The 23,445-nt window shown below is 60.3% G+C and carries 17 protein-coding genes; 3 read left to right on the top strand and 14 right to left on the bottom strand.

The window, feature by feature from the left end; all coding sequences use genetic code 11:
- Window positions 1-12: 12 nt before the first annotated feature.
- From bcsA (ABIC80_RS15170) to bcsR, 3 genes are read right to left on the bottom strand one after another with little or no spacing between them, the layout of a single operon-like run.
- Window positions 13-2,616 (bottom strand): UDP-forming cellulose synthase catalytic subunit, encoded by a 2,604-nt coding sequence (gene bcsA / locus ABIC80_RS15170; protein ID WP_200135003.1) that lies wholly within the window; start codon window positions 2,614-2,616, stop codon window positions 13-15.
- Window positions 2,613-3,359, bottom strand: a complete 747-nt coding sequence (gene bcsQ / locus ABIC80_RS15175; protein ID WP_200135002.1) for a cellulose biosynthesis protein BcsQ — start codon at window positions 3,357-3,359, stop codon at window positions 2,613-2,615. Before bcsQ (ABIC80_RS15175) ends, bcsA (ABIC80_RS15170) begins: the two co-directional genes overlap by 4 nt.
- 11 nt (window positions 3,360-3,370) lie before the next feature.
- Window positions 3,371-3,559, bottom strand: coding sequence for a cellulose biosynthesis protein BcsR (bcsR, locus tag ABIC80_RS15180; RefSeq protein ID WP_023482010.1), 189 nt, complete (start codon window positions 3,557-3,559; stop codon window positions 3,371-3,373).
- Between the two features lie 172 nt (window positions 3,560-3,731).
- Between bcsR and bcsE the strand changes: the two genes are divergently transcribed.
- Genes bcsE through bcsG form a run of 3 tightly spaced genes read left to right on the top strand, consistent with a single transcriptional unit; the run spans window position 3,732 to window position 7,157 of the window.
- Window positions 3,732-5,291: a cellulose biosynthesis c-di-GMP-binding protein BcsE gene (gene bcsE / locus ABIC80_RS15185; protein WP_429177714.1), complete on the top strand. Its 1,560-nt coding sequence runs from the start codon at window positions 3,732-3,734 to the stop codon at window positions 5,289-5,291.
- Entirely contained in the window at window positions 5,288-5,488 is a 201-nt protein-coding gene (gene bcsF, locus ABIC80_RS15190) for a cellulose biosynthesis protein BcsF (protein ID WP_054802682.1), read from the top strand. Before bcsE ends, bcsF begins: the two co-directional genes overlap by 4 nt.
- Complete coding sequence (gene bcsG, locus ABIC80_RS15195; protein ID WP_429177716.1) at window positions 5,478-7,157, top strand: cellulose biosynthesis protein BcsG; 1,680 nt, start codon at window positions 5,478-5,480, stop codon at window positions 7,155-7,157. The genes bcsF and bcsG overlap by 11 nt, the downstream gene beginning before the upstream one ends.
- 397 nt (window positions 7,158-7,554) lie before the next feature.
- Here bcsG and ABIC80_RS15200 read toward each other — a convergent pair whose 3' ends face one another.
- From ABIC80_RS15200 to dppB, 11 genes are all read right to left on the bottom strand, one after another.
- Complete coding sequence (locus ABIC80_RS15200; protein WP_429177718.1) at window positions 7,555-8,550, bottom strand: glycosyl hydrolase family 8; 996 nt, start codon at window positions 8,548-8,550, stop codon at window positions 7,555-7,557.
- Window positions 8,551-8,558: 8 nt separating this feature from the next.
- On the bottom strand, window positions 8,559-9,035 hold the full coding sequence (gene bcsD, locus ABIC80_RS15205) for a cellulose biosynthesis protein BcsD (protein ID WP_429177818.1): 477 nt from the start codon (window positions 9,033-9,035) through the stop codon (window positions 8,559-8,561).
- Window positions 9,032-12,979 carry a cellulose synthase subunit BcsC-related outer membrane protein gene (locus tag ABIC80_RS15210; RefSeq protein WP_429177720.1) on the bottom strand — a complete coding sequence of 1,316 codons (3,948 nt, stop codon included), beginning with the start codon at window positions 12,977-12,979 and terminating at the stop codon, window positions 9,032-9,034. Before ABIC80_RS15210 ends, bcsD begins: the two co-directional genes overlap by 4 nt.
- The gene (gene bcsB, locus ABIC80_RS15215) at window positions 12,976-15,231 is read right to left on the bottom strand and encodes a cellulose biosynthesis cyclic di-GMP-binding regulatory protein BcsB (protein ID WP_429177722.1); all 2,256 of its coding nucleotides are present in this window, start codon (window positions 15,229-15,231) and stop codon (window positions 12,976-12,978) included. The genes ABIC80_RS15210 and bcsB overlap by 4 nt, the downstream gene beginning before the upstream one ends.
- On the bottom strand, window positions 15,228-17,345 hold the full coding sequence (bcsA, locus tag ABIC80_RS15220) for a UDP-forming cellulose synthase catalytic subunit (protein WP_429177724.1): 2,118 nt from the start codon (window positions 17,343-17,345) through the stop codon (window positions 15,228-15,230). Before bcsA (ABIC80_RS15220) ends, bcsB begins: the two co-directional genes overlap by 4 nt.
- Window positions 17,346-17,359: 14 nt before the next feature.
- Window positions 17,360-18,163, bottom strand: coding sequence for a cellulose biosynthesis protein BcsQ (bcsQ, locus tag ABIC80_RS15225; protein WP_094422541.1), 804 nt, complete (start codon window positions 18,161-18,163; stop codon window positions 17,360-17,362).
- The gene (gene bcsO, locus ABIC80_RS15230; RefSeq protein ID WP_429177726.1) at window positions 18,154-18,582 is read right to left on the bottom strand and encodes a cellulose biosynthesis protein BcsO; all 429 of its coding nucleotides are present in this window, start codon (window positions 18,580-18,582) and stop codon (window positions 18,154-18,156) included. The genes bcsQ (ABIC80_RS15225) and bcsO overlap by 10 nt, the downstream gene beginning before the upstream one ends.
- An 893-nt stretch (window positions 18,583-19,475) precedes the next feature.
- Window positions 19,476-20,489 (bottom strand): dipeptide ABC transporter ATP-binding subunit DppF, encoded by a 1,014-nt coding sequence (dppF, locus tag ABIC80_RS15235; protein WP_042713255.1) that lies wholly within the window; start codon window positions 20,487-20,489, stop codon window positions 19,476-19,478.
- On the bottom strand, window positions 20,476-21,468 hold the full coding sequence (gene dppD / locus ABIC80_RS15240) for a dipeptide ABC transporter ATP-binding protein (RefSeq protein WP_429177728.1): 993 nt from the start codon (window positions 21,466-21,468) through the stop codon (window positions 20,476-20,478). The genes dppF and dppD overlap by 14 nt, the downstream gene beginning before the upstream one ends.
- Window positions 21,469-21,478: 10 nt before the next feature.
- On the bottom strand, window positions 21,479-22,381 hold the full coding sequence (gene dppC, locus ABIC80_RS15245; protein WP_042713257.1) for a dipeptide ABC transporter permease DppC: 903 nt from the start codon (window positions 22,379-22,381) through the stop codon (window positions 21,479-21,481).
- Between the two features lie 9 nt (window positions 22,382-22,390).
- Window positions 22,391-23,410 carry a dipeptide ABC transporter permease DppB gene (gene dppB, locus ABIC80_RS15250; protein WP_042713258.1) on the bottom strand — a complete coding sequence of 340 codons (1,020 nt, stop codon included), beginning with the start codon at window positions 23,408-23,410 and terminating at the stop codon, window positions 22,391-22,393.
- Between the last annotated feature and the right edge of the window lie 35 nt (window positions 23,411-23,445).

Genomic DNA, 23,445 nt, shown 5'->3' on the forward strand with positions numbered 1-23,445 from the left:
TTGTTAAGCCAATCACGTCATCGGTTGCTGCACGGCCACATTCCGTTCCGGGCGGCGCGGAATAAATGACACCACCCAGGACACCAGCGCGGTGAGCGAGCGGAAAATCACTTTGACGGACGATGGAGCAAATTCCGCGAGATGGCGGTAGCCGCGGAAACCCAGTTTTAAAATATCCAGCAGGCTCTCCAGAGGTTTATCCTCCGGGAAGCTGTCCTGCCACAGCGCCCAGGTATCGGCGCGGGCGAAGGTACACTGCACAAAATCGATATGCTGTTTGGTGGTCAGCGGCAGCAGTTGCAGACCCACTTCATTGCCGTTGACGCGCGCTACGGTCGCCGGGAAGGCGTACTCCTGCTGGCCGCGTTTAAGCAGCAGGCTCACCTTCTGCCCTTCCAGTACCTGCGCCTGGCCGTTGATCTTGATGCCCAGCCCGCCGTCAGAGAAGTCCTGCACGGTACAGGAGAAGAGATGCCCATCTTCACGGGCAATCGCCGCGGGCATGGTCATCTCCACGCGGTGCGCGCGGCGCACCTGTTTGCTCTCCACCGACACCGCCACCGCGCCGCCGAGGATCACCATGTTGTAGAAGACCCACGCGATACTGACGAAGACGGTAAGGATCTCGTTTTCCGGGCCATAGAAGTAGCGCCAGATGCCGACCGCCACGCCGAGCAGGTTGAGCAACACAAGGAAGATATAGGGGCGTGAGATCACCCAGTCGACATACTCCTCTTCGACCAGCCCGCCTTTAGCGGTAACGTTGAACTTCCCTTTGTGCGGGTTGATCAGCGCCACCAGCGTTGGCGGTGCGATATACCACGCCAGCACCGTTTCGTAGATCTCACTCCAGAAGGAGTGACGGAACTTGCCCTGGATTTTTGAGTTGGTCAGGCTGGCGTGCACCATATGCGGCATCACGAAGAGCGCGATCATGATCGCCGGGGCATAGATGATGTAGGCATGCAGCAGCAGAAACGCCAGCGGCGCGGTCAGGAAGATAAGCCGTGGAATGCCCGACAGGAAGTGGAACATGGCGTTGACGTAGCAGAGCCGCTGGGCAAACTTCAGCCCTTTGCCCATCAACGGGTTATCGAGGCGGAAAATCTGCACCATGCCGCGCGCCCAGCGGATACGCTGGCCAATATGCGCCGAGAGGCTCTCGGTCGCCAGCCCCGCCGCTTGCGGAATACGCATATAAGCAGAGGTATTGCCGAGGCGGTGCAGACGCAGCGAGGTGTGCGCATCTTCCGTTACCGTCTCAACCGCAATGCCGCCAATCTGGTCCAGCGGCCCACGGCGGATCACCGCACAGGAGCCGCAGAAGAAGGTGGCATCCCACATATCGTTGCCATCCTGCACCAGGCCGTAAAAGAGGGTGCCTTCGTTTGGCGTTTTACGAAAACGCCCAAGGTTACGTTCAAACGGATCCGGCGAGAAGAAGTGGTGCGGCGTCTGCATCATCGCCAGCTTTTTCTCTTTCAGGAACCAGCCCATCGTCATCTGCAGGAAGGAGCGCGTCGGCACGTGGTCGCAGTCGAAAATCGACACGAACTCCCCTTTGGCATACTTGAGGGCGTTGTTGATGTTGCCCGCTTTCGCATGCTCATGGCTGGTACGGGCAATGTACTCAACGCCGACCTGTTTGGCGAACTGGCGAAACTCTTCGCGGCCGCCATCATCCAGAATCCAGACCTTGAGCTTATCTTTCGGCCAGTCGATACCCAGCGAGGCGTAAATGGTGTTTTTCACCACGTTGAGATCTTCGTTGTAGGTCGGGACAAAAATATCGACCGACGGCCAGAGCGACATATCTTTCGGCAGCGGTACCGGCTGGCGGTTAAGGGGCCAGATCACCTGGAAGTAGCCGAGCACCAGCACAATCCACGCATAGGTTTCAGCAAACAGCAGCACCAGGCCGCACACCAGGCTGACCGGGTCGTCCCAGTTGAGGGTCGAGGTGTAGCGCCACCAGATGTAGCGGCAGGAGACCGTCAGGGAGAGCACCACCAGCATCAGCACCGAGAAGCGCCCCGGAATGCGCCGCACCAGCAGCGCCACGCCCCACAGCAGAATCAAAAAGACGAATTGCGACAGCGGGTTAAAGGGCTGAGTAATACATAAAATGGCGAGCAGGAACGAGAAGACCACCACCGTGCCAAGAATAATGCGCCGCACTTTCGGGTTTATGTGCCCCAGCTCTTTTTTAGCGTCGAGATGACCGGTGCGCTGCGTCATGCGCTCCGGCAGCGTTTCAAGGAAGTTATGCCAGCGCCCGCGCAGCACGCGAAGACGGGCAAAGTGCTGGCGACGCGGCGATCTCGGCGCGCCCAGCGGGAGCGTCACCATCAGCCACAGAGTTTGAATCAGGTAGCGCGCCGGGTCGAGCGGGCGCGGACGGTCGGGATCGATATGCGGAAACCAGTGGTTCTGCTGCGCGCGCAGCTGCTGCCAGCGCGGGTGCTCCAGCGGGATAAACATCCAGGCGAGGATCGCCCAGAAACAGCCCAATGCGGCGCTAAAGCGCGGTGCGCCATGGTCGCGATAATGCTGATAGCGCGCGTTCAACCGCGCGCCCACTGGCGGAATAAGCAGCCAGGTGGCAAGGCGAATCATGCCTCACTCCCCTGTGCAGCAGGCGCGAAATGGAGCAGACACCAGTTGGCAAGCGTCAGGATCTCTTCTGCCGCCAGCGCATCGCTGCGGTACTCGCCGAGCGGCTGCTTCGACGCCAGGCACTCCGCCATCGCCTCATCGCGGTGGATCACCATCGGCATCATGCGCGGCTGGCTTTGCAGCCACACCTGCCAGAGATCGTCCTGCAACTGGCTGCCAATACGCAGATCGTTAATTAACAGATGCGCGCCGGTGGGCAGCGGCTGCTGGTGCAGGCGCACATGGCAGTTGGTATCGGGTTTGATAATGGTAAAGAGATTGTCGCAGAGATCGATAAAGTGCCGCGCCAGCGGTGATACGCCGTGCGGCAGGTCAATCAGCACCCATTGATAGTGCTGCTGGGTTGTTAACCCTTTCAGTGCGGAGGTCAGCTGTGCAGCCACCGCGTCAAGCTGCGCGGCATTCTCCCACTCGTTGGCTGCCAGGCGGCCAAACGGCAGCAGATCGAGCTGGGTGGTGTAGCGCATGCCGGCATCACGCCACTCGTTGCCGTCCAGCAGTGACCGCGCCCAGCCGGTTGGGTTCTCATACTCGACATTAAATGAGAGGCGCAGAAGGTTATCCGGGCAGGCATCAATTACCAGCACCGACTCACCTAAGAGTTGCAGTGACCAGGCCAGAGCCGCGGTGATCGAGGTCGTCCCCACGCCACCACGGATCCCCTGTAGTCCCAAGATGGTCATCCACGGGTCCTTTATTGTTGACGGGCTAATTCAGCCAGCAGCGGCCAGCGCTTAATCGCGGCGGCAAGTTGTTCGCGCTGGGAAATATCGGCATAGTCGATTTCAGGCAGGGAAAATACCCGGCTAAGCACCAAAAAATCGTTCTGGAATGTGTAACCCAGAGTCGGGTCAGATTGCGTAACGGGTTCATTTTTTTTCATGTTGGCCCGATCCCAGTTGCATATAAAATGATGTAAGAAGTCACAAGGCATCGTGCCCAAGAAAATGCGTTTACATGCTAAATCTGATGTTCTTTAATTTCAATGTTAGGTTTATTTCTCGGCTTTCGCTAGTAAACTGAGTTACAGATAAATTCGCTGCAAGAGGGACACCGTGAACCCCATATTTTCTATCGGCATCCAATCATTATGGGACGAATTGCGTCACATGCCTGTGGGCGGGGTCTGGTGGCTAAATACCGACCGTGAACAGGACGCACTGAGCCTGCTTAATCAAACCCTTGCCGCGCAGGATAAAGCGGCGAAAGTCGCGGTAGCGGGCATGGGTCACGACCTGCAAAACCTCATTAAATTAGATAAAAATCACGGCCCGGAAAAAATCGAGCTCTTCTCCATGCCAAAAGAGGAGAATAGTCTATACTTTTTCACCCGCGATTTGCTCAGCTCTATTGACCCGGACAAATATTTAGTGTTCCTGCTCTGTGCGAATAATGCCTGGCAGAATATTCCCGCCCCTAAATTACGTAAATGGTTAGAAAAAACTTACGCCTGGGCGAAATATAATAACTGCACCCTGGTGGTAATTAACCCTGGCAGCAACAACGACAAGCAATCCTCGATTCTGATGAGTGAATATCGCTCGCTTTTTGGTCTGGCAAGCCTGCGTTATCAAAATGGCATTCCGCTATATGATGTAGCGTGGTGGTGTAATGAAAAAGGCATCAGCGCTCGTCAGCAATTACTGCTCACCGAAGTTGAGGGGCAGTGGCAATTAGCCAAACAGGAAGAGGCCTCCGTTCAGCCACGCAGCGATGAAAAACGGGTTTTAAGTAATGTCGCCGTGCTGGAGGGCGCGCCGCCGCTCTCGGAACACTGGTCGGTGTTTGCCACCAACGAGGCGCTGTTTGAAGAGGCGCGCGCCAGCCAGGCAGCGACGCTGATTTTCGTCCTCGCGCAGAATAGCCAAATCGACGGCCTCGCGCGCCAGATCCACACCCTGCGCCGCCAGCGCGGCAACAATCTCAAAATTATCGTGCGTGAAACCATCGCCAGCCTGCGCGCCACCGATGAGCGTCTGCTACTCGGCTGCGGGGCGAATATGGTGATCCCGTGGAACGCGCCGCTGTCGCGCTGCTTAACGCTGATTGAGAGCGTACAGGGCCAGCAGTTTACGCGGCTGGTGCCGGAAGATATCTCCACCCTGCTGTCGATGACGCAGCCGCTGAAGCTGCGCGGCTTCCAGCCGTGGGAGGTGTTTTGCGATGCGGTGAGCAATATGGTCAACAACACGCTGCTGCCGCCGGATGGCAAAGGGGTGCTGGTGGCGCTGCGTCCGGTGCCGGGCATTCGCGTTGAGCAGGCGCTAACGCTCTGTCGGCCAAACCGCGTCGGCGATATCGTCAGCATGAGCGACAACCGGCTGGTGCTCTTCCTGTCTTTCTGCCGGGTTAACGATCTTGATACCGCGCTGAACCACATCTTCCCGCTGCCGACGGGCGATATCTTCTCTAACCGCATGGTGTGGTTCGAAGATAACCAGATTGCCGCCGAAGTGGTGCAGATGCGCGCCCTGCCGCCGGAGCGCGCCTCAAAGCCGCTGCCCGCCACGCGTCAGGAGAAGAAGTTGATTAATGCCGAACACGATGGCACCAGCTGGCGTCGTATCCCCCAACCGCACCGGTTATTAAGCGATATGACGGAGCCCTCCTCATGATGTCAATCAGCGATATTATTCAGCTTATCGTGCTTTGCGCGCTGATCTTCTTTCCGCTGGGCTACCTTGCGCGCCACTGGCAGCGCCCGTTGCGTACCGCGCTCCGTTTAACTTTTACTAAACCCCGCTATGTAAAACCGATTGGCGTTTTACGCAGGGATTCGCACGCCAAGGCAGACCGTAAACATGACAAATAATCCGATCCCCTCCTCTGCGCCGTCGCCGCTGTGGCAATACTGGCGCGGCCTTTCCGGCTGGAACTTCTACTTCCTGGTGAAGTTTGGCCTGCTGTGGGCAGGCTATCTTAACTTTCACCCGATGTTGAACCTGGTATTTATGGCGTTTCTGCTGGTGCCGCTGCCGCGCCTGAGCCTGCATCGCCTGCGCCATTGGGTGGCGCTCCCGCTTGGTTTTGCGCTCTTCTGGCACGACACCTGGCTGCCGGGGCTTGAAAGCATGATGAGCCAGGGCACGCAGGTGGCGGGCTTTAGCGCCGATTACCTGCTCGACCTGGTAACGCGCTTTATCAACTGGCAGATGATTGGCGCAGTGTTTGTGCTGCTGGTGGCGTGGCTCTTTTTGTCGCAGTGGATTCGCGTCACGGTGTTCGTGGTGGCGATCATGATCTGGCTGAACGTGCTGACCTTAACCGGCCCGGCCTTTAATCTGTGGCCCGGCGGCCAGCCGACCACCACGGTCACTACCACCGGCGGTTCGCAGGCAGCAACGGTGGCGGCTGCGGGCAATACGCCGGTAGTCGGCGATATTCCGGCGCAAACGGCCCCGCCGACCTCGGAAAACCTCAACGCATGGCTTGCCAGCTTCTATGCGGCGGAAGAGAAGCGTCAAACCACCTTCCCGACACAGCTGCCCGCCGATGCGCAGCCGTTCGATCTGCTGTTTATTAATATCTGCTCCCTGTCATGGGCTGATATTGAAGCCGCCGGTCTGGCGTCGCACCCGCTCTGGTCGCACTTCGATATTGAGTTTAAAAACTTTAACTCGGCAACCGCCTACAGCGGCCCGGCGGCGATCCGCCTGCTGCGCGCCAGCTGCGGTCAGCCATCGCACAAGAATCTCTATCAGCAGGCGAATAATCTGTGTTATCTCTTTGATAACCTGTCGAAACTCGGCTTTACCCAGCAGCTGATGATGGATCATAACGGCGAGTTCGGCGGCTTCCTGAAAGAGGTGCGCGACAATGGCGGCATGCAGGCACCGCTGATGAACCAGGCGGGGCTGCCGCCGACGCTGCTCTCCTTTGACGGCTCGCCGATTTTTGACGATACCGCGGTGCTTAACCGCTGGATGGAGTCAGACAGCTTCAAGCAGGGCAAACCGACCGCCACCTTCTATAACCTGCTGCCGCTGCACGATGGCAACCACTATCCGGGCGATCGCAAAACGGCGGATTACAAACTGCGGGCGCAGAAGCTGTTTGATGAGCTGGATGCCTTCTTCACGCAGCTTGATAAGTCCGGGCGCAAGGTGATGGTGGTGCTGGTGCCGGAGCACGGCGCGGCGTTGCAGGGGGATAAGATGCAGGTCTCTGGCCTGCGCGATATTCCAAGCCCGTCGATTACCAACGTGCCGACGGCGATTAAGTTCTTCGGCATGAAAGCGCCGCATCAGGGTGCGCCGCTGGTGATTAACCAGCCGAGCAGCTTCCTGGCGGTGTCGGAGATTGTTACCCGCGTGCTGGATGGCAAAATCTTCACCGAGGATAGCGTCGACTGGGATAAGTTGATTGGCAATCTGCCGCAAACTGCGCCGGTATCGGAGAACGCCAACGCGGTGGTGATCCAGTACCAGAACAAGCCGTACGTGCGGCTTAACGGCGGCGACTGGGTGCCCTATCCGCAGTAACAACCCTTGCCTGATGGCGCTGCGCTTATCAGGCCTACGAAAACCGCTCCGGTGGTATTCGCAGGCCCGGTAAGGCACCGCCCATCCATACCGCACATTCCGTAGGCCGGGTAAGGCAAAGCCGCCACCCGGCATCAGGCACCACCCACCCAGACCGCACACTCCGTAGGCCGGGTAAGGCAAAGCCGCCACCCGGCATCAGGCACCACCCACCCAGACCGCACATTTCGTAGGCCGGATAAGGCGTAGCCGCCACCCGGCATCAGGCACCACCCACCCAGACCGCACATTACGTAGGCCGGGTAAGGCAAAGCCGCCACCCGGCATCAGGCATCACCCATCCAGACCGCACATTACGTAGGCCGGGTAAGGCAAAGCCGCCACCCGGCATCAGGCGTTAACGCTGCTGCGCCAGCCAGACCAGCATCTTCAGGCTGGCGGAATAATAATCATCCTGCGAGGTGATCTGCGGCTCGCCCGTCGGCTCGCCAAGAGTTAAATCCCGCACCGCCAGCAACCCCTCGTTCATGTTGTAAGGCGCATTCTCGTTGGTCGTCACATTGACCCACGCTGGCGTCTGGTTGCGCGCAAACCCCTGCCACCAACTGCGCCACGGTGTTAACAACGGGCTCTGCGGATTGTGCCAGGCGATGTAGAGCGGCACCCGAATGGCGTCGTAACTCATGCGCGGCGGCCACTCTGTTGCCGGGCTAAAGGTACCGTCCGCCGAGAGCGACACCCAGTCGGTCGGCAGGCGCGGTTTGCCGAAGGCCATCTTGCCCACCATTTTTTGCCCGTCATCAATCAGCTGCTGCCAGATCACCCGGTGGCTGCGGTTGGCGAAATCCTGCCACGCCGGGAAGATAAAGTAGGAGGGGTTCAGCGTCACGCGGCTATTCAGATTAAAGCCTTTCGCCCCCGGCAGCATCACATGATAGCCAGCAAAATTAATCACAGTATGTTTCAGCACCGCCTGGGTAATGGCGTCCGACGCGGCGGTATAGGCGGGCAGATTCCAGCGCTCACCCGCTTTCAGCAGCGCCCAGGCGATAAGGATATCGCCGTCGGTGGCATCGTTTTTATCGGCAATCGGATCGGCCTCCACCGGGTTATAGCGCCAGTAAAAGAGGCCGTTTTGCTTGTTTTGCAGCGTGGTATGCGTCCAGTGCCACATGCTATCGAACGCCGCTTTATCGTTATTGCCGACCGCCATCAGCATGGCGAAACCCTGCCCTTCGGTGTGGGAGACGTTGTTATTGCCGGTATCGACAATCCGCCCGTCGGGCATTAAAAAGCGCGCTTTGTAGCTCTCCCAGGCGGTCGCGGCCTGCGACACGGTGGAAAAGAGCAGACTGGTTAACATCACTATCGCGGCAAACAGGGGTTTAAACATAGCGAGTCTCACTCTGGGTTGGCGTAGCGAAAGAGAACATCCGAGACAGAATAGAGCGCTTCCCGGCTAAACACGAGGCGCGCATCGCCGCCCTGATCCTGCATCCAGCGGCCATAAAGCCCTTCAAGCACGGCGCAAAAGGCGTGGCACCAGCGCGTCTGCTGTGCTTCATCGCGGGCGACGGGCAGCGCACGGTGGCGAAAGGTCATGCCGCTGTCGCTGGCCTCAATATCAATCACCCCCCAGTTGAAGGCGGTAAGTCTGGTGTTGATCGCCGCTTCCAGCTCACCAACGGTAGTTGATGCCATAAGCGGCGTCTGCATGGCCAGCGTCTCGCCCATCTGGCGCAAAAACGGCAGGCTCTGCGCTTCGCCGACGTTTCTCACCATGCCATCGACCATTACGCTAAGCAGATCAAACCAGCCCGGCGGCGTCTGCTGTTGCTGATGCCAGGCCAGTTCAGGGGTTAAGTTGGTGGTCATTATTTCTCTCCCAACATATACCGCAGCCAGAGGCCTGCGGTGCTTTCGTTATAACTGCCGAAGGTGTCGTACCCGACGTTGCCGCCCACCGACATATTTTTGTTCACGTTGTAATCGAGCCCGGCGCGGAAGTTATAGCCGATGCCGTTTTGCGACGAGCCACGATACTGCGCCTCTTTGATAAAGCCGAGCGCCGCCAGCTGTTCCAGCATCCCCTGCGCCTGCGGGGAGGTCGGGAAGTAGTCGCTCTTATCCTGGGTGTAGGATTGATACCCCACCGCCCCGCCAAGGCGCACTCTCCAGTTATCGATCTTCTGCGTGAAGTCCACCGGCAGCGAGACGCTGACGTAGTTCTGCGGGCTGAAGTAACCGCCCTGGCCGAAGGTGAAGTAGCTGAGGTTTTTTGCGTAATCCATCCAGCTAATGCTCAGCCCGGTCTGCAACTGGCGGAAATCATCATGCAAGGGGCGTAAATAGACCCCGGCGTTAGCGTTAAGGCTGTTGTTGCTGGCCACGTTTTCGCCGAGATAGCTGTAGCCACCGCCGCCAACATAGAACCCGGCATCGCCATCATCGTAGCTCAGCTGCGCGCTGCCGCCGTTTTTGGTCACCCGTCCCCAGCGCTCGCCGGAGAACTTATCCTGCAAGCCAACGTAGGAGAGCAGGCTGTCGGTCACCGCGCGGCGCTCGCCGGTGAGGATCAGCGTCAGGTAGTTGGTCAGCTTCGGCGACCACTTCACGCCGCCCACCAGCGTGCTGAGATCTTCCCCCAGCGGCGTGGTGCCGATATCGAGCTTATAGCCCTCGCCGCTCAGCGCCATGTTCAGCTCAACGCCGTTGCCGTTCTGCGCATCGGTCGAGGCGCGGATCGGATCGTTATAGTTTTTCTTATAGGTCGACTCGCTCAGGCTCTGTAAACGGCTTGAGCCGAGCAGCGTGCTGAGGTTGTCGAAGCCCTCTGCGGTAAAGGGCGATAGTTTCCCGGCGTCGGCGTAGCGAGCCAGATCGGTGAACTTATCGCTGCCGTCGGTGGCGGTTGAACTGTTCGCCGTTTTAATGGAAGTCGCCAGATTGGTCGCCGCATCCGCCAGCGGGTTACTGCCGTAGCGCCGCCAGGCATCGCCCGATGCGCTGCCGGAACTGAGGGAAACCGGCGTGGCGGTCAACTCAAAGCGCGACTCGCCAAACGGCGAGCTGGACCAGGTAAGCGGCGCTTTCGCCTCCGTCAGCTTGCTGGTGCCCGTCTCGCCATCGCGCCCGCGGATCGCCACCCCGCCCTGCAACCACATACCGGTTTTCTCGTTCATCTGCTGCATCATCTCGTCCACCTGGCGCAGGGTGCGGCTTTGCGTGGTCTCGATCGGCAGATCGGTGCGTGCGGTACCCGGCAGCTGGCTGCCCGGCTCGCGCGCCGTCTGCGCCACCTGCCACGGCATAGCTTGCCCGTAAGGCGACGGCGTTTTACTGGTGGTGGTGAAGGGGTTATCCGCCAGCAGTGCGCCGCCAAGGGTTGGCGTGCCGGTGCCGTTGCTCTCCTCCAGCCCGACCAGCTTGCCGCGCGCGCTGCGTAAATAGGTCATCGCCTGCTGGTGGTTGCCTTTCGCCTCCTCCAGCCGCGCCAGTAACAGCAGGCGGTCCGGCGAGTTGTCGCTGCGCAAGCCGCTGGCGAGAGTTTGCGCTTTCCCGACGTTGTTCTCTGCCAGCGCGACATCAATCGCGCCGACGCGCGCCGCCTGATCGTCGCTGTCGCGGGTCATCAGGTAGTCATAGAGCACGCCCGCCTCTTTGTTCATCTTGCCGGACTGATACAAGCGCCCCATGGCGAACATCAAATCGGTGTTCTGCGGGTCGTTTTGCAATGCGCGGATCAGCGCGTCGTACGCCGCAGCGTAGTTCCCCTGCTCGCGCAGCCTGTCGGCCTCGTTGATGACATAGCCGTTGCGTACCCCGGCAAGCTGCGCTGGCGTGCTGCGCGCCTGCATCTCGGGGCTTTCGACAAACGTCTGCGCTTCGGCGTTGAGTCCCGCCTGGTTGAGCACGGCAATCTGATCGGCATAATCTCCGGCGTTGCCCTGCACGCCCTGGCGCATATTGCCGCGCACCAGCGCCACCGCAGAAGTGAGATCGCCGCTGCGCGCCAGCATACGCGCCAGTTTCCCGGCATCGACGGGGCTGACGGGCGAGGTTTGCGCCAGCGCTTTCAGAGTGTTGGCGGCAGCGGTCATATTGCCCTGCGCCAGATAGCGCTCGGCGGTGACCATCTGTAAGTTATAGTTGGCCCGCTGCGCCAGCTCGCGCATCTGCGCCGTCTGGCTGGCTGGCGAAATGCGCCCCAGCAAGGCGCTGGCCTGCTCACTGGCAAACAGCGCGGCGGCATAGAGCGCACTGGCCCCTGCCCCCTGACGCTGCGCGGGCAGCATCACATTCGCCGCCTCGTTCTCCTGCCCGGCCTGCACCAGCAGACGCGCCAGATCGAGACGCAGCCAGCCATCATCCGGTAAACGCGCCACGCCCTGGCGCAGCACGGCAATCGCCTGCTCACGGTTGCCGCTGGCCGCCAGCTGTTGCGCTTCGCGGCGCAGCGGATCGCCAGGCGTGCCGCTTACCGTGCGCGGTTGCAGCTTCGCCTGTAGCGCGGCGGGCAAGGTGCGCAGAATAGTTTGCGCCTCGGCGGTTTTGTTCTGCTCACGCAAAACGTAGTAGAGGTTTTCCCGCGCCGGGGCGTTTTGCGGCTCGCTATTGAGCACGCCGCGCAGCGCCTGCTCCGCCTGCGGGTAATCTTTGTTCTGGCGCAGAACATCGGCGCGAAACAGCTTCGCCGCGGTGCCGCGATCGCCGTTCTGCTCTGCCAGCGGCGCGGAGATCGCCAGCGCCTGGCTGAGGTTCCCCTCTTTCAGCGCCTGCTGCGCCTGTGCCAGCTGGCCATAAAAGGCGGCATCTTCCGCCTGCACCCGACGCTCGTCGGAGGCCTCGCCGCCCTGGCTTGCCGCCCGGCTCAGATACTGCGCCGCCGCCTGGTAATCACCGTTGCGCTGGGCGATATAGCCCATGCCTGCCAGCGCGTCGGCATCCTGCGGGTTGGTTTGCAGCACCTGGGCAAACTGGCGCTTCGCCGCGCTGCTGTCGCCGCTGTTGAGCGCCTCAAAGCCTGCGCCCTTCGCCCGCCCGCCGATGCTTTTGCGATACCACGCCTGCATTTCGCTGTCGTCCGGATGACGCTGCAACCAGGTGTCGTAGAAACGCTCATCGCCCGCCTGCGGCGCGAGCCACAGCAGCGCCTGACGCAGCCCCTCATCGGCCTCTTTGCTGCCGCCCGCCATTGGCTCCAGCGCCAGCATCCCTTCGCGGCGCGTCGCCTCCTGCCAGGTAAGCAGTTTGCCGAGCGCGATGCGCGCGGCGTTATCCTGCGGATGTTGCTCAACCAGCGCACGCAGCTGTGCCAGCGCCTGCGGGTAGAGGCTTTTGTCGCTCGCCATGGTGAGGTAATACTCCGGTGCCAGGCTCTGCGGCGGCGTATCGCCGTTAAACAGGCCGTGCCAGGTCTCCAGCGCCGCCGGAATATTGCCGCTGCGCGCCTGCTGGCGCGCGAGGGTTAGCTGCCCCTGCGGCACCTGCGCCAGCGCGTTGGCGTTATCGAGTGCTTGCAGGCTGCCATCGTCCGGGGCGGTTTTCGCCAGCCGCGCGCGCCACTGCGCAGCGCTTTTCAGATCGCCATTTTGCTGCGCCCACAGCGCCAGTAAGTAGAGCGCCTGCGTATTGTTGGCATCGACCATCAACACCTTTTGCAGCGACGCCGTCGCCAGATCGTCATGGGATTTGTCATGCCAGTAGTTGGCCTGATCGAACAGTGCTTTTAGTGCCGCCGGGTTAGACGCGGCCTGCGCCTGGCCGAGCGCCGCGAAGCTGAGCGCACCGGAGAGGCAAAATAACGCGGTGATCTTTTTCATTTCTGCTTCTCCGGGTTGAGTCGTTTACGCTCGCGCTGTTTCAGGGTGCGGTAGAGCAGCCCGCCCACCAGCGCGCCCAACAGCAGACCGAGCAGCGCCAGCAGCGCCGAGTGCTGGTTGGCATACCAGATAATCATCATCTGCGGCGGCATCTCGCCGCTCGGGAACTGCTCGCCGACGCGGAAACTGCGCACGCCGTTCTCATCGGTGATGATCGCCGCATCGCCGCGAATCCCGGCGTTGATGGTCGCCGAAGAGAGATCGTCATGCAGCTGTGCCAGCTGAGCGTCACTGCTGCCGAGCGCCAGCACCACCAGCCGTTTGCTGCTCCACGGCGAACGGAAGCTGACAAAACCGCGCCACGCTTCGTTGGAAGAGAAGTAGCGATCCGCCTCCAGCCCGTCGGCGGCCCAGTCGCCGGTCATCCAGCGCTGCGCCTTCTGCCAGGCGCTGGGTTTACGCACGCCGAGCGTGCTGTCATGGGCGGTGAAGGGTGAGTCCGCGAGCAGCGCGCGGTTAAACTCATGCTGATCCATGCCGCTGATCGCCAGCACATCGCGCTTCTCCAGCAGCTCACGCGTCTCGTCGCTGGACGGCATGCCGAGCAGCACGCGGTTGTGGGTTAATGCCGTGCCAGTGGCGTTACCGGCGCGCGCGGCCATATCCAGCAGCGTCGCGAGTTGCGTTTCGCTCGGCGCGGGCGGCAACATCAGCACCGTTTCGGCGTAATCCGCCAGCCGGGTGAAGGGGAATGAGGCACCGACGAAGTAGGAGAGATTGGGCAGCAGCGCGAAGTGGCGCGTATGGCTGAGATCGATCCACGAATGCTCGTCGATGCGGCTCTTGATGTTGTTGTTCAGCAAGGTGCTGCACGGCGCATCCGCCTTCGGCACGATATTGAAGTAGAGGGAGAGCTGGTTATCGCCATAAATCATGTAGGGCTCAAGCGGCATATCAAACTGCTCCTGGCGGGCATCACCGCCGAGCTTATGCCACAGCCCCTCCAGCGCGCCCTGCTTATTCACCGGCAGGTTGTGCAGGAAGGTGTTGTTGAGCGTCATGCTCAGCCACGAGCGCTCTTCATCGATCCAGTTTTCGGTCGGGAAGCGGTAACCGATATGCAGCGGAATGGTCTCGCCGTCCCACAAAAAGAGATCCGGCGCGGCGCGAAACGCAACCTGTAACGACGGGTGCCAGATGCCGGTGGCGGTGAGGCTTTGATCCTTGCGGATCAGCTCTGAGAGCATTACCGGACGATCGGTGGCGATCCAGCGCGGCGCATCATAGGGCTGGCTCAGCGGCAGCGTCTGCGCGGCGACTTCTGTGGCAGCCGTTTGCGCATTGAACTCGCCGCGCGTCAGCCGAAAGGCCGCCGCCCGTAGCGCTTCATCATCTTTGCCCACCACCAGCAGCAGCTTATAGACCGGGTTAGCCGGGTTATCGATGATCTTCAGCAGTGGCTGTTGGCTCTGCGGCAGCGTCAGGCCGCCGATCTGCTCGCCTGGGTGACCAATCAGAATGCCGTTCTTCTCCGGCAGCCGGTCGTGGTAGGCGGCAAAGGCGACGCCGCGATAGTCGGCCTGAATGCCTAACCATGAGGCAATCAGCGCACCGGCGCTAAGGGCATCAGGACTCAGTTTCGCGGAAAAAGCGATGGCGATGGCGGCGGGCGTCATCTGCATGCTGTCGAAAAAGGGGCGCGGGAAGTGGCTGAGATCGGCCCCAATATCGAGCTGCTGCCCCTCCAGTTCAAAGCGCGAGTCCGGCAGAATGGTCACATACCTTTTGGTGTCGGCATCGCGCTGGCACTGCGCGGCATCACCGCCGTTGATTTTGAAGCTGAGGTTATTGCTGGAGACCATCAGCGCCGCCGGGACATCGAGCTGGTAGCGGGCGGTATCGCCTTCGACGGCGCTCAGCGGCACGGTGCCGAGCGGTTGCCCGTTGAGCATCAGTTGCAGCGTGGCGTTCGCCGCCGCCAGCGCCGGGGAGATTTTCAGGCTCAGTGCCAGCCGCGCGTTAGTGACTACCTGATCGACCGGCAGCGTGAAATCGACGCCGCCCTGGAACTGGCCGCCGCTGAGCGTCAGGCCCTGCGGCTGGCCCATCTGCGCTAACGACACGCTCTCGACGCGCGAGGGGGCAAAGGCGGAAACCGCGGGCAGCAGTGCGTCAACGGAGGTCGGCTCGCTGTGCAGCGGCGCGGTGACCAGCGCGCTCGCCAGCAGGGTGAGTAAGGTGAGACGTTTCATACCCGGCTCTCCTCCTGCGCCACGTTCGCCGCTTTTTCACGGCGCAGACGGCGGTTTTCGCGCCGTGAACGCCAGGTAAGCCAGAAGAGGTCAAAAACGCAGCGCACGATGGTCAACATCGAGCGGAACGGGTTGTCCTGCGGTTTCGGCGGGTGGATCCACGCATCGGCACGCGCCAGCACCACGCGCACCAGCTCGCGGCGGCGCGCCAGCGGAATATCATTGAACATCAAGCGGATGGCGCTCTCATCGCTGGCGACGGTCTGCACCGGCAGGACAATCGCCCCGGAGTGCAGCAGCAGTTCGATCTCCTCGATCTCATCCTTTAAATGACGATCGTCCGGGGCGACGATGCGGCAGCCGCCCATCGACAGATCCGCCGTCTGGCTGCGGGAGACAATGCCGCTGGCGTAGTGGATCAGCACCGGGATTTCGACCTCAATACGGATGGTTTTACGGGTTTGCCGCGTTTCGCGCGCCACCGCAATCGCCGCCAGCAGGAAGATGAGGCTGTATAACCCCCAGCCGACGTTGAGGGCAATGACGCGCGGATCGACGCCGAAGTAGTCGTGGGCGCAGGCGCGGACAATCCCGGCGATCACCCCTGCGCCAAGCAGCAGGGCGATAATCAGGTGCGGGCGCACCACGCTGAAGTCGAAGTAGCCGACGTTAAGCAGACCGCCTTTGTCGGTGACGTTGAATTTGCCGCGTTTCGGAAACAGCATGGTGACCGCCGTCGGCAGCACAATGTGGAAGGCGAGCACGAGGTCGTAAATCTCGCCCCAGAAGCTGTAGCGAAAGCGCCCATTCAGCCGCGAGTTCACATACACCGCCAGAAACAGGTGCGGCAGCGCGTAGGCGAAAATCAGGCTCGCCGAGGAGTGAATAATGTTGAGGTTAAAGAGCAAGTAGGCGAGCGGCGCGGTTAAAAAGGCGATGCGCGGCAGGGCAAACTGGTAATAGAGCATCGCACTCAGGTAACAGAGCCGCTGTTGCAGCGTCAGCCCGCGCCCGAGCAGCGGGTTATCAAGACGGAAGATCTGCGTCATACCGCGCGCCCAGCGGGTACGCTGGATCACATGCAGCACCAGCCGCTCCGTCGCCAGCCCCGCTGCCAGCGGGATATCAATAAACGCCGAGCCCCAGCCAAGACGCTGCAACTTGAGCGCGGTGTGGGCATCTTCGGTCACGGTTTCGACCGCAAAGCCGCCAATCTGATCGAGCGCGCTGCGGCGAATCACGGCGCAGGAGCCGCAGAAGAAGGTGGCGTTCCAGTTGTCATTCCCCTGCTGGATTGGGCCATAGAAGAGTGCTCCTTCGTTGGGAATATTGCGCCCGACCGAAAGATTACGCTCGAACGGATCCGGCGAGTAGAAGTAGTGCGGCGTCTGCACCAGCGCCAGCTTCGGATCTTGCAGGAAACCACCGACGGTGGCCTGTAAAAAGATGCGCGTCGCCACGTGGTCGCAGTCAAACACACAGATTAACTCGCCGTGGGTCAGCTTCATCGCATGGTTGAGGTTGCCCGCTTTCGCATGGGCATTGTCATTGCGCGTGATGTAGCCGACGCCGACATCGGCGGCAAACACCGCGAACTCGCTGCGTTTGCCATCATCGAGCAGGTAGATCTTCAGTTTGTCGCGCGGGTAGTCGAGACACTGCGCCGCCAGCACCGTGTCGCGCACCACCTCCAGCGGCTCGTTATAGGAGGGGATATAGACATCGACCGTCGGCCACAGGCTGGTGTCATCCGGCAGCGGCACAACGTCGCGCTTCAGCGGCCAGGCGGTCTGCAGGTAGCTGAGCAGCAGCATTACCCAGACATAGACTTCGGCCAGAAACAGCCCCATGCCGAGCAGCGTTTCAATTTCTGAGTTGAAGTGCAGCGTCTGGGTCAGGCGAAAGTACATGTAGCGGGTGGAGAGCAGTACCGACATCGCCACCATTACCAGCGAAACGCTGCGCTTTTTACTGAGAGTCCCGGCGATAAACAGCGCGCCGATGCTGATGAGACCAAAAATATACTGCTTTTGGCTATCCATCGGCGTGATGATCACCAACAGGGCGAGCGGCAGCATAACCAGCGCCAGCAGGAGAGAGAGGATTTTTTTCATAGTTGTCCTGACGCTTAGAGCCCCGACATGCGCGGCGAGCTGTGCAGCGTGCCGTCGCCGATGTTAACGCCCAGCATGCCAGCGGCGCGTTTGGCGATAAGCTCAATATCAAATGCCGCAGCCGAAGCCGGGCTGAAGTCGAACACCGACTGCTGTGAAGCGTTGGCTTCCACCACGCTTTCATCGCGGTGCAGCACGCCGAGTAACTGGTTGCCGAGGCGCTGCTCCATAAAGGCGGTGACATCACGGCTGATCTGGCGGCGGTTATCGCTCTGGTTGAGCACCACAAAGTGGCCCGCTTTCTGGTTCAGCACGTCTCCGGTGAGGCGGTGGTTTTCAATCTGCGGCAGCAGTGAGAGCGAGGCGCTGTCTGCCAGCAACGGAATCAGGTGTAAATCAGCCTGGCGCGACAGGGCGGTTAACGCCGCCGAAGGGCCTGTCGGGAAGTCGGCGACAATAATCAGCCCCGGGTAGTTAAGCAGCGTGTTCAGCCCGCGGGTGAGGAAGTGTTCGTCATGGGTGAGGCGCTCCTCAAAGTCGCGGCGCTGCGCGTCGGTGGCGTCGCCATAGGGCAGAACAAAAATATTGCCGCCAGCGGTGAGGACAAACTGGCTCCAGTCGGAGGCATCCGCAGCGCGGGCGACATAGCCGCGCGTGTCGGAGAGCGGCACGCCGAAGTGCAGGCGCAGGCTGTTTTGCACATCGAAATCGAGCGCCAGCACTTTGCTACCGTTGCGGGCCAGCGCATAGGCGAGGTTCGCCGCGAGGGTCGTTTTTCCTGTCCCGCCTTTTGGCGAGCAGACACAAATCAGCGGCATGCGGCAATCCTTTCTAGCAACGGTTGTAGAGGCTGGTTTTTCTGGCTGCGCGGTTTGGTCTGCGCGGGCTTCGCGGCAAACAGTTGGTCGTATTGAATGCTGGCCTCACGCTGCGGCGGTGCGGCAGAACGCTGCGCGGGAGAGCGCCCGGGTTGGCTGGCGATCGCGGTGTCGCGGATTGGCGAGGGGGTCATTTGTGCTTCAGAAGCGAAGCGCTCGATATCAACAGGTTGTGGAACAGAAGAGGCAACATGCCCGCCCAGCGCCAGCCCGGCATTTTCATCGGCGGGCGCCAGCTGGTTGAGGATCGCCCAGTTACCCTGCTCGGCGGCAAGGGATTGGGTAGAGAGGTCTTTGAAGGCGTGATGCTGTTTGCCGCTCTTCTCCCTGAATCTCTGCAAATCATCATAATGCTTCATGGTTGAATCCGTGATTTACGCAATAAACGAGTACTCCCCACCAGCAGGAGAGGCTCTTCTGCCACGCGTAGGGTGATGAATGTGTTTTTATTGGCGGTGCTTTTTATGAGGGTACAGGTGAATGAAACGGCGATGACCTGCGGCCTGCGGTTGCGCTAGTAATTTTAGTGATGCTAATTCGCGCTTTAACTGGCACTAAATATATAAACAATGCTGCTGTTTGCATCTTTTTTTTTAAGCGCGAAGAGGGGCGACAGGGTTAATCGCTGACAATAAATAGACGGGCGATATTTATACGAACACCAAAGGCAAATCATATTATTTAAACAGCAGTTAGGCGCGAGAAAAGAGCATAAACAGAATAATGCAGCACGAAGAGCCTCTGAAACCGCGTAGGCCGGATAAGCGGTACGCGCCATCCGGCAATGTTTCAGCGACATCGATTGCCGGATGGCGGCTGCGCCTTATCCGGCCTACAAAAACCGCGCCTACAGCAACACCGGTGTGGCTTTGATCTGCAATATGACAGCGAGGGGGTTGTGTCCCCGCTGAAATCGGCGAACCGAAGCGGGAATGACAAGGTCTGGACGCCATGGATGGCGGACAGAGGCGAACCGAGACAGGGACTCGTTCCAGAATGGAACGAGGAAGTCGAGTCGAGCCGGCCGCAGTCAGGCACGCGGGAGGTGAGCGCAGTGCGCAGCACCGATTTCCTCGCGGGGCCGCGGGGATTGACAAGGGGAGCGCGGCCGCTCCCTTTGTCCCGTTCACCGCACAGATGATTTATGAGGATCCCGTCCCCGTGGTGAACGGAAAAATTCCACCCATCCGGCATTAGCGCCGCGAAACATGCCGGATGGCGCGTAAAACGCTTATCCGGCCTACAAATCAGCCTACACCTGCGGAATCTCGCGATTCTCATCCTTATCCACCGCAAAACAGGCCACCAGCTGACCATTGTAATCCTTCAACTGCGGCTGCAACTGCGTGCAGGGGCCGAAGCGACGGCTACAACGGGCATTAAAGGCACAGCCCGGCGGCGGGTTGAGCGGGCTCGGCAGCTCGCCGGTAAGCTTAATGCGCTCGCGGCGATCGTCCGGGTTAAGACGCGGGGTGGCGGAGAGCAGCGCCTGGGTGTAAGGGTGACGCGGGTTGGCAAAAATCTGCTCTTTGCTGCCCTTCTCCACGCAGCGGCCGAGATACATCACCATCACCTCATCGGCAATGTGCTCCACCACCGACAGGTCGTGCGAAATAAAGACGTAGGAGAGCCCCAAATCCTGCTGCAAATCCATCATCAGGTTCAGCACCTGCGCACGCACGGAGACGTCGAGCGCGGAGACCGGTTCATCGGCGATTACCACGTCCGGGTCGAGCATCAGGCCACGGGCAATAGCAATACGCTGACGCTGACCGCCGGAGAACATATGCGGGTAGCGGTCGTAGTGCTCGGTTTTCAGCCCCACTTTCGCCATCATCGCCAGCGCTTTCTCGCGGCGCGCCTCTCTGCTGAGGGAGCTGTTAATCAACAGCGGCTCTTCGAGGATCTGCCCCACTTTTTTACGCGGGTTCAGCGAGCCATAGGGGTTCTGAAAGACGATCTGGATTTTCTGCCGACGCAGCTTCTGCGCCTGCGGATCGTGCTTGAGCAGATCCTGGCCCTGGTAGTAGAGCTCGCCGCCGGTCGGCGTTTCAATCATCGTCAGCAGGCGGCCAAGCGTTGATTTGCCGCAGCCGGACTCGCCGACCACCGCCAGGGTTTTGCCGCGCTCCAGCGAAAACGAGACGCCGTCCAGCGCTTTGACCAGGCGCTCCGGGGCGAAAAAGCCCTTCTTCACCGGGTAGTGTTTTTTCAGGTCGATCGCCTGCAACAGCGGCTGCTGCGAAGTGGCCTCATGCGTACTCATAATTCGGCCTCCCGGCATCATCGAGTGGGTAGTGACATTTGGACTGGCGGCCGCCGTCGACGGTGTTCAGATCCGGCTCATCGACGCGGCATTTGTCCGTTGCATAGGGGCAGCGCGGGTTGAGCAGACAGCCGCTCGGGCGGTCATATTTCCCCGGTACTACGCCCGGCAGCGACGCCAGACGCGCTTTGTCCTGGGCAAACTCCGGCAGCGCGCGCAGCAGCGCCTGGGTGTACGGGTGACGCGGCGCGCGGAAGATATCCCGCGATTCGCCCGCCTCTACCACCTGGCCTGCATACATCACGATGATTTTGTGCGCCGCTTCCGCCACCAGCGCCAGATCGTGCGTAATCAGGATCAGCGCCATGTTCTTTTGCTGCTGCAACTCCAGCAGCAGTTCGATGATCTGCGCCTGAATGGTAACGTCGAGCGCAGTGGTCGGTTCATCAGCAATCAGCAGCTTCGGCTGGCAGGCAATCGCCATCGCGATCATGACGCGCTGGCTCATACCGCCCGAAAGTTGGTGCGGGTAAACGTCCAGCCGCGAAGCCGGGTCGGGAATGCCGACCTGGTTGAGCAGGTCGATCGCCCGCTGGCGGCGGGTTTTCTTATTGCCGCCCTGATGCACTTTAATCGCTTCCATAATCTGGAAACCGACGGTGTAGCAGGGGTTAAGGCTGGTCATCGGATCCTGGAAAATCATCGCCACTTCCGAGCCGACCAGGCTGCGGCGCTCTTTTTCCGAAATCCGTTTTAAATCCTGACCGTTAAACTCCAGCTTCTCTGCCATTACGCGGCCGGGGAAATCAATCAGCCCCATGATCGCCAGCGAGCTGACCGATTTACCGGAGCCGGACTCGCCAACAATGCCGATCACTTCGCCCTGGTTTACGCTGTAGCTAATGTGGTCTACGGCGCGGAACTCGGCACCAACGTCGCCGAAGTGCACCGATAATTTATCTACATTTAATAACGCCATCTCGAACCTCTTACTGCTTCAGTTTGGGGTCGAGCGCATCACGCAGTCCGTCACCCATCAGGTTAAATGCCAGCACCGTCAGCAGGATCGCCAGACCCGGGAAGGTCACGACCCACCAGGCACTTTGTGCGAACTGCAACACGTCGGAGAGCATGGTGCCCCACTCCGGTGTTGGCGGCTGCGCACCCATGCCGAGGAAGCCAAGGGCGGCCATATCGAGAATGGCGTTAGAGAAGCCGAGCGATGCCTGAACGATCAGCGGCGCAAGGCAGTTCGGGAAAATATTGACGAACATTTGACGCATCGCGCCTGCACCCGCCACGCGGGAAGCGGTCACATAATCGCGGTTCACCTCCACCAGCACGGCGGCGCGCGTCAGACGCACATAGTGCGGCAGGGCGACAAAGGTTAGCGCCAGCGAGGCGTTAACAATCGACGGGCCGAAGATCGCCACCAGCACCAGCGCCAGCAGCAGGCTCGGCAGTGCCAGCATGATATCGACGACGCGCATGATGATGTTGTCGATAAGCCCGCCAAAGTAGCCCGCCACCAGCCCGAGGATAATCCCGGCAACCAGCGACAGCGCCACCACCAGGCAGCCAACCAGCAGCGAGAGGCGCGCGCCGAACATCAGACGCGACAGCGTGTCGCGGCCCACATCGTCGGTGCCGAGAATATGCGTCCAGGTGCCGCCATCCTGCCAGACCGGCGGTGCCAGCAGCGCATCGCGGAACTGATCCGCCGGGTTATGCGGCGCGATGAAGTTGGCGAAGATGGCGATAATCAACATCACCACGACATAGGCCAGGCCGACAACCGCGCCTTTGTTGCGTTTGAAGTAGTGCCAGAACTCCTGCAGCGGCGTCATCGGCACCGGCGCAGAGATAACTTTATTTTCAGTAACTTGTGACATGATGGCCCCTTACTTCTTATGCCGAATACGCGGGTTCACCACGCCGTACAGCAGGTCGACCAGCAGGTTGACGAGGATAATCATCGTCGCGACCAGCAGCACCCCGCCCTGCACCACCGGATAGTCGCGGCGTTGCAGTGCATCAATCAGCCAGCGGCCAAGGCCCGGCCAGGAGAAGATGGTTTCGGTCAGGATCGCGCCCGCCAGCATGGTGCCGACTTGCAGACCGATAACCGTTACCACCGGCAGCATCGCGTTGCGCAGCGCGTGGACGATAATCACCCGCATACGGGTCAGCCCTTTGGCGCGCGCGGTGCGGATATAGTCTTCGCCCAGCACTTCCAGCATCGAGGAGCGCGTCATACGCACAATCACCGCCAGCGGAATAGTGCCGAGCACGACGGCCGGCAGGATCATGTGCGCGACGGCATCAATAAAGTTGCCCTCTTCGCCCCAGATGGCGGTGTCGATCAGCATAAAGCCGGTGAGCGGGTTGGTGTCATCGAGGAACACCATATCGCTGACGCGCCCGGAGACCGGCGTCAGGTTTAGCTGCACCGAGACCAGCATAATCAGCATCATGCCCCACCAGAAGATCGGCATGGAGTAGCCGGTCAGCGCGATGCTCACGGCGGTGTGATCGAAGATGGAGCCGCGTTTGACCGCAGCGAGTACGCCCACCGGAATGCCGACGGCAACGGCGAAGATCATCGCGCAGACGCCCAGCTCCAGCGTGGCTTTAAAGCGCGGCACGAATTCGTCCCACACCGGAAGACGGCTCTTCAATGAGAGACCTAAATCGCCGTGCAATACGCCCCACACGTAGTGGACATACTGTTCCCACAGCGGCTTGTCGAGACCGAGCTCGGCCAGCAACTGAGCGTGACGCTCAGGGGAGATACCACGCTCACCCGCCATGATCATCACCGGATCGCCGGGGATCATATGAACAAAGGCAAAGGTGAGAAGGGTGATACCGATAAACGTCGGGATAACTAACCCCAGACGTCGGAGGATGAACTGCAACATAACCCGGATTCTCAGTAGTGACGCGACGCCTGGCG

It is taken from the genome of Kosakonia sp. 1610 (genome assembly GCF_050435845.1).
GTDB lineage: Bacteria > Pseudomonadota > Gammaproteobacteria > Enterobacterales > Enterobacteriaceae > Kosakonia > Kosakonia cowanii.